This window comes from Paraburkholderia azotifigens (assembly GCF_007995085.1).
Taxonomy (GTDB): domain Bacteria; phylum Pseudomonadota; class Gammaproteobacteria; order Burkholderiales; family Burkholderiaceae; genus Paraburkholderia; species Paraburkholderia azotifigens.
This window is the reverse complement of sequence record NZ_VOQS01000005.1, coordinates 2,104,693-2,117,644: the sequence shown is the minus strand read 5'-3', so window position 1 is coordinate 2,117,644 and position 12,952 is coordinate 2,104,693. Positions and strand designations below refer to the sequence as shown.

Here is a 12,952-nt window from a genome sequence, read left to right as displayed (position 1 = left end):
TATGCGTTCCCCCACTCGATAAAGGAGTATCTGATGTCAACAATCGCTGAAGCGCAATCGGAAACCAAGCAGGATTCAATTCTCAAGCCGGGCAAAATCTCGATTTACGAGCCAGACCAGGAAGGGCTGATTTTCCCCACGATGCCCAAATTCAAGAGCGTGCAGGAGCATCGCACCTATCTGAAGGAGCGTCTGGTTGCCGCGTGCCGCGCGTTCGCCCTCCAGGGTTTTGACTACGGCTTCGCCGGTCACCTGACGGTTCGTGACCCGGAGAACCCGGGGCTGTACTGGACGAACCCGATGGCCGTTCACTTCTCGCAGGTGAAGATGTCCAATCTCATCTGTGCAGACCATCAGGGCAACGTTGTCGAAGGCGAATACGCCATCAATCGCGCAGGCTTCGTCCTGCACGCAGCAGTCCACGAGCAGCATCAGGACATCGTCGCCATGTGCCACGCGCACACGACCTACGGAACTGCATTCGCCTCGCTCGGCAGGCCGCTGGCTCCGATTTCGCAAGACGCAGCAGCTTTCTATGAAGACCACGTCGTCATTGGCGACGAGGCCGGCAAGGTCGCGGTGGAAGTCAAGGGCGGAAACAAGGTCGCGAATGCCTTCGCAGGCGTGAAAGCTGCCATCCACCAGAATCACGGGCTCCTGACGGCGAGCCGTCACAGCATCGACTCAGCCGCGTTCTGGTTCATCGCGCTCGAGCGCTGCTGCCAGCAGCAGTTGATGATTGAAGCCACCGGTATTACGCCAAAGGAAGTCACGCCGGAACGCGCCCGTTACAGCCGTGAACACGTAGGCAGCGACTACATTGGCTGGTTGCACTTCCAGACCATCTGGAGCGACCTGGTCAATACCCAGCAGGATATGTTCGACTAATCAGAGAGCGCAGTGCAAGTTCGTGCGCGCCGTTGATCTGACGCGCGTGCACGAATCAGACCTCGGCGGAGAAGAGTCAAAAAAACAGACGCCCGCCGCTTACGCGAAGGCCCCTAGGAGACATACCGTGAGTTCCCACATCCCTGCCACCTACGTGGAAAGCGCGGACACGTCCGCTTTTACGAAAGCGACGTGGCGCCTATTACCGTTCCTGTTTGTCTGTTACCTGTTTGCCTATCTTGACCGTATCAACGTCGCTTTCGCCAAGCTGCAGATGCTTAGTGACCTTGGCTTCAGCGAGGCGGTCTATGGATTTGGCGCAAGCGTCTTTTTCGTCGGTTATCTGCTCTTCGAAGTTCCAAGCAATTTGCTGCTCTTGCGTGTCGGGCCAAGGCGCTGGATTGCGCGAATCATGGTTACATGGGGTCTCATTTCCGCCGCAATGATGTTCGTTAGATCGCCGACGATGTTTTATGTCATGCGGTTTCTGCTTGGCGTCGCGGAAGCAGGCTTCTTTCCCGCAATTGTGCTTTACCTGACGTACTGGTTTCCGGCATCGCGGCGCTCGAAAGTCACCGCGCTTTTCCTCACCGGCATCCCCATGTCTGGTGTCATTGGTGGGCCGCTGTCCGGCTGGATTATGACGGCATTCAACGGTTCGCACGGCTTTGCCGGCTGGCAATGGCTTTTTCTGGTCGAGGGCGTCCCGACTGCGCTCCTGGGTATCGCCGCATTTTTCTATCTTGACGACAAGGTACGCGACGCGAAGTGGCTGAGCGAAGAACAAAAGGATTTGATTGAGGAGAAGCTCAAGGAAGAAGCTCCCGCGAGCGCGTTACATTCCCTGAAGGACGGTTTGCTTAGCCCAAAGGTCCTTCTGGTCAGCGCCATCTACTTCTTCTACACAATGGGGCTGTACGGTGTGAGCTTTTGGCTTCCCACTCTGATTAAGTCGAGCGGCGTGTCCGACCCGTTCCATGTGGGATTGCTGACTGCGGTCCCCTACGCCGCTGGCGCACTGGCGATGGTGTTCGTAAGTCATAACTCAGACCGCACCGGCGAACGTCGCTGGCATCTGATTGTCCCGGGCCTCGTTGGTGCATTCGGTCTCGCGATGAGCGTATGGTTTTCGGGCTCAACCCTGGCGGCGATGATCGCGCTGACAATCGGCACAATGGGCGTGATGACCACCATCTCGCAGTTCTGGGTTATTCCTCCCGCCTTCCTCGGGGGCGCAGCCGCGGCTGCAGGATTGGCACTCGCCAACTCGGTCGGCAGCATTTCCGGCGTGGTCAGCCCGTCGCTGATTGGTGTCATCAAGCAGGCATCCGGCTCGGCAGGTGGTGGGGTGCTCGCGCTGGCAGTGAGCCTCGTCATCGGAGGACTGCTTGTTCTCTTCGTCCCGCCTACCCTCGTGAACAATCGTCGCCGATAGCTTCATCGTTACTCTGAAAAGCCGCCACGGGCAGACACTCGTGCCGGCTTGTTTGTCATCAAGCCCATCGGAAGAATTCGTCTCGTGGGTAATCCAACAAGCAATGCTTGAGCCCCGCCTCATAGAAGGAAAACGATGGATACGTTCAGTCAGATGCGCGTCTTTGTGCGCATCGTTGAATGTGGAAGCTTCACGGCCGCAGCCAATACGCTGAACACCAGCCCAGGTGCAATGTCACGAGCCATCGCCGACCTTGAGGAACGGTTGCAAACACGGCTTTTCAATCGCTCGACTCGCAAGGTCGCGCTTACGCCAGCCGGTGAAATATACCTTGAGAGGTGCAGGCAGATTCTGGAAGACGTCAGCCGTGCGGATGAGGAAGCAAGCAAAGCACAATCGCGACCAATGGGAAAACTGCGCATCCACGCCTTTGCAAGCGTAGGCTTGTCGTACATCCTGCCAGCAATCAAGGGGTACCGTGCAAGCTACCCCCAAGTCTCAGTCGACCTGACGCTTTCCCAGCGCGCCCCGGAACTCTTCGAGGGGGTTACTGACGTCGCCATCGTAGCCACGTCTTCGGCGCTACCGGATTCGGACCTCATCTCTCACCTGCTCGGGAGTTCGTTCAGCATTCTTTGTGCATCGCCGGCGTACGCGCGCGAGAAAGGAATTCCGTCAGCGCCGGCCGAGCTGGTCAATCACGAGTGCCTCCCCTTGCGGACGCCCGCCTTTCCAGCGCTCGAGTGGCTGCTAGAGAGTCACGGTCGTCCCGAGTCAATGAAAGTTTCCGGCCCTGTGGAGCTGAACACGGCAGAGGCTGTGGCCAAGGCCGTGCGTGCAAGCATGGGCATCGGGGTCGTGCCGGTGTATACGGCGCTCGAAGGTCTCGCTGACGGCAGCTTGATTCGGGTTCTTCCTGAATACACTTTGCAAAAGATGAACATCTACGCACTTCATCCTTCGCGAAGATACATCGACGCTCGAATCCGAACCTGGGTTGAGTTTCTCCGTCACTTCATTCCGAAGGCAATTACTCGCGACTCTCAATTGCTGGAAGAGCATCAGTGTTTCAGCCCTGACAGCGCTGGCGCCGTTGCTCCCGGCAGCGGCCAGATAATCGACGTTTTGAAGGAGTGAATGTCCGTTTAGCAAATGAACCGGCCGGTCGAATGACCGCTGTGTGGCTCGCATGAGCGGCAGAAACTGGCCGTACTGTGTCCCTGGACCGAGCGCGACAATTGCTTCATGCAAAATAACACGTTCGTCGACCTTGGGTGGCCATTCGTGCGGTTCTCGCGCAAGCGGCCGTTACTGAAGCTGAACCGACGCATGAATATCAATTCGTTTGTCCGCTGTGGGTTCAGTGAGATCGATCCATCGTGCATTGATGAATAAGGACGGGTACCGGAACGCAAGGCTGCAATAGGTCTTTCAAATGGGCTGTGGTGGCCCCGATTTACCGCTATTATATTGACACTCTGTAATCTGACGAGGTCAATTGATGGGCGCGTCACTACCTCCTGTTGAATCTCGCGTTGCGGTACTTGTCGATTGCGACAACACGCGGCCAGAGATTCTGGATTACGCCCTGCGCGTTGCCGCCCAGTTCGGACGAGTAGTGCTTCGTCGAGGCTACGGTAATCACAGCACGCTCACCAAGAACTGGCAAGAGGCGCTGGTTCGGCAGGCATTCACCCCCTGCCTGCAATTCCAGTACGCGGCTGGCAAAAACACAGCTGACATAGCCCTCGCGCTCGACGCCCTCGAAGTCATGTTCGACAATCGAGCAGACAAGTTTTGCCTCGTGACCAGCGATTCGGACTTTGCCTATCTCTGCCGCAAGCTCCGGGAGCGCGGAGCTGCTGTCTCTATCGTCGGTGAATCGAAAACCCCGGAGGCCTTGCGGAATTCGAGCGATCAGTTTTTTGACTGGGTGCCGGTCACTGCATCGACGGACGGCACATCAGCCGAATCACCACAGCAACCCAGCATGAATTCTCCAAAGGTGCGGGCCATTACACCTGGGCCAAAGTTCGTTGTGGAAGCCGTAGCGTTGCTCGCGAATAGCATGCCCGATGGACAAGTTCATCTGGGTTCGTTGGGCCAATACCTTAAACGAACCGACCCAGGTTTTTCTCCAGGTGCCTACGGTCACTCTGGCTTATTGGACATGTTGAAGGCTAACAACCTTTTCGCCCTTAGAAAGGAAAACGGTGGCCACTACACCGTGAGCCTGGCACACCCGGAATCGAAGGAAAACAGTCCTGCTAGCGAGGTCCCTGCGATCCGTGCTCAAGCTTGATAAACGTCCGGCACCGATTGCTGACGAGTGGCAGCTTTCAGAGTGAGACGGTCTTCTGAACGACACAGGACTAGCGATCAAAAACGTCCGTTGCTAGGCCGACGAGTGTCCGACAACCGAGCGCGGCGATCGCCTCGGCCGTGTGCTCGATGCAAAGGCACAACCCGACCCGGAAGGGACCTTTAGATTTCCCCAAAACGGCCGTTTACATAGTTGGTTCGGCAGGTCAACGCGCAAGATTCACGGGCGCGAGAGCCAAGATCCGCTTCTCCGAAGCGATTCGGAAATTTCGTAAAGGGAAGCCCATTGAAAATAATCGCGAAGCGCCTTGCGGCAGCGTTGCTTACCTTAATAATTGGCTCGCTCGGGGAAGCTGCTTTGGCAGACACTCCAACTAATCAGTCGTTTTCTCCTGATCCCCAAATTCAAAAGGTTGCGGAAGCTTACGCAATGGACGCCGTTGATTTCTCCGGGAAGCAGTTCGGAATCAAACTTGATTGGTCGGACGCGAGCATTGCAGATGTTGAGAAGGCACTGGCGCGTATGAATTCGTCATATATCGGCGCGAACCCCAAGCCAACGGACGAACAAGTTATGTCGTTTGCAAAAGCATATGGGAGTTACGTGGGTGAGGTGTATCGTCGCAATCACGGGGGCGAATGGGGTATGGTCACTCTTGGAGAAGACCGATTCCCGGGCCTGCGAACCACCGCTGGCAGGAGCTTCTGGCCATGGGCACGAGCGTTCAATCGGATCACAAAAGGCTCCGAAGATAATATTGCTGACTACTACATGGCTCTGTCGAAAAAATAGAGCAACCGGGTTGAGCAACCTGGTTTCAACAGCCTTTGTTAAAGCCTCATTGACTGTCCGCTCAGACCGCACTGCGGCCCGCGTCCAAGCGCGACGGTCAGCACGCTCACCGTTGCAGCCAATCGTCTCGACCGATGCCATAGACGTGATCGCAGTCGTCATATGCCTCTTCGATTGAGGCGTACCAATGATCCGAGGTCGGAAGTGCCGCTTCTACGGCTTCGTACCGCATCAGTAGAAAGCTTCCATCGTTAAGCTGTTCGATCTCGACCTTCCTAGCCGCACCTTGGCTTGTGCCTCGGCCATCAAGGGACGTCCGTGTCAGTGCCCAAATCCGCATTGGTGGCTCGTGTCCGTTGAACGTGGTGTTTGAGGGGCGATCAATCACGGCCGTTAGCTTACGTTCATTCGGGATTGTCAACGAATTACGAGCGAGTGTCGAATGTCCCAAACTGCCCGAACCCGGTGATTACAGGAACGCGGCGCCGCAGCGCCCTCATCTGTGCCACGCACTCTCGAATCGGCCCTGCCTGCTGAGGTCTCCTTCCGCTTGTCTGGAGTACCTTGACTCAATCGATGATGAGGTAGCGGCGTCGCCTCAATACGGTCCGCTCTGTTTCGTCACCCTGACGAGCGACCAATCGTAACCAAGTGCTTTCACGCGAGCCTCCAGACTGGCCAGGACGCTGGGTGCGGGGTGCGCTGCGCGCGTCAGTACCCACAGGTAACGGCCCGACGGCTCGCCGACAATTGCCCAGTCATAATCGTCGGCATGATCTAGCACCCAGTAATTCCCGTAGAACGGCCCGAAGAATGAAACTTTCAGTTTTGCATTCGTTTCTGGGTCCGCGATTTTCGCTTTGCCGACCGATTCCCTGAAATCCCCAGAGCCGCCCGGTTTACGGCCGCGATTGATGACCTTGACCGTGCCGTCGTCGTTGAGCGAGTACGTCGCTGTGACATCGTCCATGTCCTTCTCAAACGACGCCTCGTAGCGAAATTGTTCGTACCACTGGCCCATGTATTCGGTGAGGTTGACCGGCCGGGTCGGCTGCGGCACGGCGCGATTGCCGACCGGCCCGGGTCGGGGAATGTACGTGCAGGCTCCCAGAAGCAGTGCCGTTCCGGCCAGCGCAATGGCGATAATCTTTTTTTTCATGGCTGGATTGTCCTTTGGACGAAAGCGATGAATATATCAATGTCCAGTACGATGAATCACGCCGAGTGATTAATTCGACGCTTACGGAAGGCTAGTGCAAGCCAACTTCGATTCTCGCGCGTCCGCTGGTCACCCCGTTTGGCTCACGTCGACCCACTTCTGCCGTCGACTTGTCCCGAACTAAACCGTTGGTGGACAAGAAAGGTCGCCGCATCCACCGAGACGGTCGGCATGCCCGCGATCAAGCCCGGTCGCACGCTGCCGCACAGGCGAATGTCTGATTTCGCCGTCAGATGGCATCGAGGCCCTGGCGATCATGAATTGCACCGGGCACAAGGATTGCTCGCACTGACGTGTTAGCCGCGCTGGGTTAGACTGCCGCCCACTTCACCATTAGAACAAGCAGGAGTGCGACCATGGGGTCGTTGCTTTCAGAGTTGTTACGGGTGGTCGTACTGGGAGGGTCAGCAGGCAGCCTGAACGAGCTGCGCACGATCATCGGCGCGCTGCCACGCGATCCCGGCTTCGCCGCACTTGTCATCACGCACCTTGATCCAGGCGAGGAAAGCCAGCTTGCCGACATCCTGCAGGCAGAATCGCGCGTGCCGGTCGAAAAACTGGTGCATCTGCGCAAGATCGAGCATGACCGGGTCTACGTGCTCCCCGAAAACGCTGGCGTGATCGCGCTGGACGGGCACTTTCGCCTCACTCGCCGTCAAGCCGGCCCAAATCTGGTGATCGACGCCTGCCTTGCGTCGCTCGCACAGGATCCGGACCTGAACGGCGCGGTCGTCATCCTCTCCGGAACGGGTCAGGATGGCGCCGCGGGCCTGGTGGACCTGAAGGCTTCCGGTGGTTTCGTCATTGCCCAGAAGCCGCAAACGGCCAGCCATCAGGGCATGCCCACAGCGGCGATCGACACCGGCCTGGTGGACGAGGTGCTGTCACCGGAAGAGATGGCCGCATGCCTTGTCCGACGCTTCGGCGACCCTGCGCGCCGGGAAGAGATAGCCGATGGGCAGACGGATGACACCGACGCGCTCGGCGTCGCGCTGTCGCTTGTACAGCAGAAGACGGGCATCAATCTCGTCTACGTCAAGGACGTGAACCTGCGCCGGCGCTTCCTGCGCCGCGTGCTGCTGCAGAAGGACCGTGACGTTGCCGCCTACCTGCAGCTGCTGCGTACCGATGCGCGTGAGGCTGCGGCGCTTCGCGACGACATCCTGATCGGCGTGACCGCATTCTTCCGGGATGCCGAGTTTGTCAACGTGTTGCGCCAATCAGTGATTCCGGCTCTGCTGGAGATGGACGACGATCCGATCCGTGTCTGGGTGCCTGCCTGCTCGACAGGTGAAGAGGTCTACACGATCGCTACGCTGCTGAAGGACGCGCTCGATCGCGCGGCGCTGCATCGCCGGGTGCAAATTTTCGGCACCGATATCAACGAGGCGTCGATCGAGGTTGCCCGCGCAGGCCGGTACAGTTCAAGCTCGATCGACGACGTACCCGAGGCTTTCCGCGAGAGCACTTTCGCCGCGACCTCCGGCGGCTACGTTGTGCGCAAGTCGATTCGCGATATGTGTGTGTTCGCCCGCCACAACGTGCTGACCCACGCTCCCTTCTCCGGCATGGGTCTGATCAGTTGCCGAAACCTGCTGATTTACCTGCGCAAGGAGGCGCAGCAGCATGTGCTGGAGGCGTTGCATTACTCTTGCCGCCCCGACGGATTCGTGCTGCTCGGCCGCGCGGAGGCAGCATCGGGTGCGGAAGGCTTCGAGCACGCGGGCGCGCCACACCTGTACCGCAAGATTCCGGTGGCCAAGCGGCAGCAGGCGCTGTTCCCGATAGATGCATTGCGGCCATGGTCGAGCGAAGGAGGCGCGCTACCCGCTCGCCGCCCGCAGCCAGTGGATCCGGTTATCGAAGCAGCCACCCGCACGGCGTTGGAGCGCTATGCCCCGCCCGGCTTCGTTGTCGACGAGAAGGGTGACGTGGTGCAGTTCCGCGGCGACGTCTCTGATCTGGTAGCGCCGGCAAGCGGCGAAGCTTCGCTAGCCCTGCCGCGCCTGCTGAACCCTGAGCTGAATGTGCCGGTGCGCACCGCGCTGATCGAAGCCCGGCGGACGGGACAGCCGGTGCGGCGCGAACGCGTGCCGCTGGGCGACAAGCGATACGCGCTTGAGGTACTACCCGTGGGCGCCGAAGACCTTGTCCCGCATTTTCTGGTTACGCTGCAGCCGTTGCCCCTCGAATCGCTCACGGCGCCCAGCACGAACTCCGACCCGCACCCAGCACACGGCCATTTACAGGAACTGGAGCGCACGGTCACAACGCTTTCTGACGAACTCGAGGCGACACAGGCGCAGTTAAAAGCTGTCGTGGCCGAGTTCGAATCCGCGAATGAGGAGTTGCGCACCGCGAATGAGGAGATGCTCAGCACCAACGAGGAACTGCAAAGCGCCAACGAGGAGCTGCTACTGGCCAAGCAGGAGCTGGAGTCAGCTAACCAGGAACTTGGCTCGCTCAACGACGAGCTCAGGACGCGGAATGAGCAGCTCGACCGCGCCAACGATGACCTGAGTAACCTCGTCGAAGGCATCCCGTTGCCGGTGGTCTTGCTCGACAAACAGTTGCGGCTACGTCATTTCTCGCCGCAGGCCCAGGTGCTGTTCCGGTTCCCGCAAGACAGCGTCGGGCAGCCAATGGCGCAGCTAAGTCACCTGTTCTCTACCGGCGACCTGGAGCGCATGGTGCTTTCCGCCGTCCAGGGGTTGGCGGACGTGGAGCGCGAATACCAGGACACCGAGGGCCATTGGTGGCTGGTCAACGTGCGCGCTTACCGGACGGCTGACGACCGGATCGACGGCGCTGTGCTCTCCGTGCAGGACATCGACGAGCTCAAGCGTGCCGTCGACACGGCACAGACCGCCCAGCGCGACGCTGAGAGAGCCAATACTGCCAAGGACAATTTCCTGGGTCTCGTCTCGCACGAACTGCGCGCGCCTCTAAACGTTATCGCCAGCTGGGCGGCGGTTCTCAAGGCGGCCAGCGAACGTGGGCTGAACACCGACGAGAAGACCGCGCTACGCGCGGTGGAGACGATCCTGCGTCAATGCCAGTCACAGGCAGAGTTGATCGATGACCTGCTGGATGTCTCGCGCATTACCTCCGGCCGCTTCGCGCTCGACTCCCAGCCGGTCGACTTCGCGGCGGCCGTGCGCACCGTGGTAGAAGGTCATCGGCCGGCAGCGGCGACGAAGGATATGACGCTCGTCACCTCCGGGCTGCACGACCAGGCCGTCGTCAGCGGCGACGCGCGCCGCCTGCAGCAGGTGGTGTCCAACCTGATCGGCAACGCGTTGAAGTTCACGCCGCAGGGTGGTCGCGTCGAGGTCGCACTTACGCGGCTGGGCCCGCTGATCGAACTCTCGGTCGCCGACAACGGCATCGGTGTGAATCCCGACCTGCTGCCTCATCTGTTCGATCGTTTCATGCAGTCCGACATGAGCCGCACGCGCGAATACGGTGGACTGGGATTGGGGCTGTCGATCGTCAAGCACCTGGTCGCGGCGCATGGCGGCACAGTGGCAGCCAGCAGCGAAGGCGAAGGCCGCGGTACGCGGCTCACCGTGCGGCTGCCTTTGGCGCAATGCGCAGTGACCGGGCAGGATTCGGCGGCGCCTGTTTCGAACCGTTCGGCCACGCTGGGTGGCCTGTCGCTCCTGTTGGTCGACGATGACCGGCAGGCGCTGGAGGCGCTGGCTTACCTGCTGCGTGGCCATGGCGCGCAGGTGCAGACGGCCTCCGGCACGAGGGAGGCGCTAGCCTGTCTCGCGGCCGGCTCGTTTGATATCCTCGTGAGCGATGTCGCCATGCCGGGCGCCGACGGATACGCGCTGCTGCGCAGCGTTCGCGAACGAGAAAGCGGCCGGCGGCGCGTCTACGCGCTGGCGCTCAGCGGCCTCGCCTCGCTGCAGGACCGGGACGCGGCGATCGCCGCGGGCTTCGACGACCATCTGCCCAAGCCGGTGAATGCCCAGGCGCTGCTGGAGAAGCTCCTGCTCGGCCGTGGCCGATGACCACTTCTCAAAGGTAAAGCGGCCCGGCAACAGCATCCATCGCATTACGATCGGTGACGGTCAGTAACACCGTGCGGTGCAGCCGTTCGAATGACTGCATGACGAACACCGCGAACGGCTGGAAGTGGCCGAACGGCGTCCCACGACCAACCGCGACGACCGTTTCGTGCGCGCTTAATGCAAAAAAACATAACTCGCTTTACAAAAAACAGTGCACTTTCTGCAAAATTTCCGCAGCACTGTCACCGATCTGCTTCGGTTCCCACCTGACTTGCGCCGCCCACGACCGCAGAAACCACATGCGGCGCATGCGCAGACGTGTGACGCGTATCGGACGTAGTGCGGGCCAATGCGTATATCGGCCCGAGACTCAGAAGGAACATGCCGAGACTCGCCAGGCCCGCAACGCGAAGTACATGCTCATCGAGGATCTTGCGTCGTACGGGCCCGGAACTACCGCTCGATGTATGGGAAATAAATTTGATGGCCCGGCGCCAGCTGCTTTTCTTGTTCATTTTGATGTTCCCTTAGAAATCGGGACTATGAGCATCGAATGTAACTGCGGTGCTCCTGGTAAGGTTCAACGAGGATGCGGTCTGATGGACACACTCGCGCAGCAAGGAGAATTACGTCTGACGTCTGTTTCTGAGCGCGGAGAAAAGCATGGCGGATAGCGCCTCGCATTAGGCTGCACGTACGGCCGGTGGCGCCTTATAACAAATCAGGTGAAACAGCTTCAATCCGGACGTATGTAGCCGGGTCCGGTTTCAAGGAGACAAATCCATGCTGCCGACTGGATCCCTGGCCGACGCTGCGGCCGAGCTTGCTGCCACCTTCCGGGGGCAGCTTTTGAAACCCGCGGATGCCGGCTATGAGGACGCGAGAAAAGTCCACAACGGTCTCGTCGACGCGCGGCCCGCCCTGATCGCCAAATGCCACGGCGTGGCCGACGTTGTCGGAGCTCTGGAAGTCGCCCGAAAACTCGGCCTTGAGGTTGCCGTTCGCGGCGGCGGTCACAACGTGGCCGGACGGGCGATGATCGATGACGGGTTGGTGGTCGATCTCTCGCTGATGAGGGGCATCCACGTCGATCCAGAAAGTAGAACAGCCTGGGCGCAAGGCGGTGTTACCTGGGGCGAGCTCAATCGCGAGACGCAGTTGCATGGCCTGGCTGTCACCGGCGGTGTGGTCTCCAGCACGGGTATCGCCGGGCTGACTCTCGGGGGCGGGGTGGGGTGGCTGATGGGCAAATACGGCCTGGCACTCGACAACCTGCGGGCGGTGAATCTCGTCACCGCCGACGGTAAAGTGTTGCGAGCAAGCAAGGACCGGGAGCCCGAGCTGTTCTGGGCGCTTAGAGGCGGCGGCGGAAACTTCGGCGTCGCCACGAGCCTGGAGTATGCACTTCACGCGGTTGGACCAACCATTATGGGCGGCCCGATCGTCCACCCGATCGAACGTGCGCGCGCCCTGCTCGAATTCTTCCGCGACAGCACACGATCGCTCTCTGACGAGCAGACGTTGTACGCGACGCTGACGCATGCGCCGGACGGCTCCGGCAAGGAAGTGGCTGTCCTCGTCGCCAGTCATTGTGGATTGTCGGAAGACGCCGAACGAGCCATGCGGCCGCTCAAACAGTTCGGGCATCCCATTGTCGATGCCGTTGGGCCGATGCCGTATTGCCAGCTCAACAGGATGCTCGACGCCAATTTCCCGAAAGGCGCTCTCAACTACTGGAAGTCAAGCTTCCTCACCGAGCTGAGCGACGCTGCGATCGACACCATGATCAGATGCTTCGCGCGGTGTCCAACAACAATGGGCCAATTGCTGCTCGAGCATTTCCACGGTGCGGTCACCCGCGTAGATGTGAGCGATACGGCCTTCCCTCACCGCCGTGAAGGCTATAACTTCCTGGTGCTCGCTCAATGGATGCAACCGGAGAACTCCGACGCATGCATCGCGTGGGCTCGCGAGACCTACGAAGCGATGCAGCCTTTCTTTGCCGAGGGTCGCTACGTCAACTATCTGGACGACGATGACACGGGCGAGCAGGCTGCAGCATACGGTCCCAACTACCGACGTCTTCAGCAGATCAAGGCCAGATACGATCCGACGAACTTCTTCCACGTGAACCAGAACATCCGTCCGCTGGCCTGAAGGCGGTTGTGGCGAGCAAAGCGGAGGAAAGCATGGCAGACCTTCATCTCGACCCGAAGGAGAATGCACGAACGCTCGCAGATCTGCCATGCCCGTCTGGCTTGCCCCTGCCGGGAAAC

Annotated in this window: 8 protein-coding genes; 7 read left to right on the top strand and 1 reads right to left on the bottom strand. The window is 59.7% G+C overall.

Features of this window, described 5'->3' with window-relative positions; all coding sequences use genetic code 11:
- Positions 1–33: 33 nt before the first annotated feature.
- The 5 genes from FRZ40_RS41505 (at position 34) to FRZ40_RS41485 (ending at position 5,438) form a co-directional block, all read left to right on the top strand.
- Positions 34–888, top strand: a complete 855-nt coding sequence (locus tag FRZ40_RS41505) for a class II aldolase/adducin family protein (RefSeq protein WP_147238159.1) — start codon at positions 34–36, stop codon at positions 886–888.
- A gap of 127 nt (positions 889–1,015) precedes the next feature.
- Complete coding sequence (locus FRZ40_RS41500) at positions 1,016–2,323, top strand: MFS transporter (protein ID WP_147238158.1); 1,308 nt, start codon at positions 1,016–1,018, stop codon at positions 2,321–2,323.
- Between the two features lie 135 nt (positions 2,324–2,458).
- The gene (locus FRZ40_RS41495; RefSeq protein WP_147238157.1) at positions 2,459–3,460 is read left to right on the top strand and encodes a LysR family transcriptional regulator; all 1,002 of its coding nucleotides are present in this window, start codon (positions 2,459–2,461) and stop codon (positions 3,458–3,460) included.
- 364 nt (positions 3,461–3,824) lie between these two features.
- Positions 3,825–4,625: an NYN domain-containing protein gene (locus FRZ40_RS41490; protein ID WP_147238156.1), complete on the top strand. Its 801-nt coding sequence runs from the start codon at positions 3,825–3,827 to the stop codon at positions 4,623–4,625.
- A gap of 306 nt (positions 4,626–4,931) precedes the next feature.
- Positions 4,932–5,438 carry a hypothetical protein gene (locus FRZ40_RS41485; protein ID WP_147238155.1) on the top strand — a complete coding sequence of 169 codons (507 nt, stop codon included), beginning with the start codon at positions 4,932–4,934 and terminating at the stop codon, positions 5,436–5,438.
- Positions 5,439–6,036: 598 nt separating this feature from the next.
- Here FRZ40_RS41485 and FRZ40_RS41480 read toward each other — a convergent pair.
- Positions 6,037–6,597 (bottom strand): lipocalin family protein, encoded by a 561-nt coding sequence (locus FRZ40_RS41480; RefSeq protein WP_147238154.1) that lies wholly within the window; start codon positions 6,595–6,597, stop codon positions 6,037–6,039.
- A gap of 416 nt (positions 6,598–7,013) precedes the next feature.
- Between FRZ40_RS41480 and FRZ40_RS41475 the strand changes: the two genes are divergently transcribed.
- A complete protein-coding gene (locus FRZ40_RS41475) occupies positions 7,014–10,676 on the top strand; it encodes a CheR family methyltransferase (RefSeq protein WP_147238153.1) in 3,663 nt (1,220 codons plus the stop codon).
- Positions 10,677–11,459: 783 nt separating this feature from the next.
- The gene (locus FRZ40_RS41470) at positions 11,460–12,833 is read left to right on the top strand and encodes an FAD-binding oxidoreductase (RefSeq protein WP_147238152.1); all 1,374 of its coding nucleotides are present in this window, start codon (positions 11,460–11,462) and stop codon (positions 12,831–12,833) included.
- The last annotated feature ends 119 nt before the right edge of the window (positions 12,834–12,952 follow it).

Coding starts and splice junctions, on each gene's coding strand:
- FRZ40_RS41505 (WP_147238159.1), top strand. CDS start 34: ATGTCAACAATCGCTGAAGCGCAATCGGAAACCAAGCAGGATTCAATT.
- FRZ40_RS41495 (WP_147238157.1), top strand. CDS start 2,459: ATGGATACGTTCAGTCAGATGCGCGTCTTTGTGCGCATCGTTGAATGT.
- FRZ40_RS41490 (WP_147238156.1), top strand. CDS start 3,825: ATGGGCGCGTCACTACCTCCTGTTGAATCTCGCGTTGCGGTACTTGTC.
- FRZ40_RS41480 (WP_147238154.1), bottom strand. CDS start 6,597: ATGAAAAAAAAGATTATCGCCATTGCGCTGGCCGGAACGGCACTGCTT.
- FRZ40_RS41475 (WP_147238153.1), top strand. CDS start 7,014: ATGGGGTCGTTGCTTTCAGAGTTGTTACGGGTGGTCGTACTGGGAGGG.
- FRZ40_RS41470 (WP_147238152.1), top strand. CDS start 11,460: ATGCTGCCGACTGGATCCCTGGCCGACGCTGCGGCCGAGCTTGCTGCC.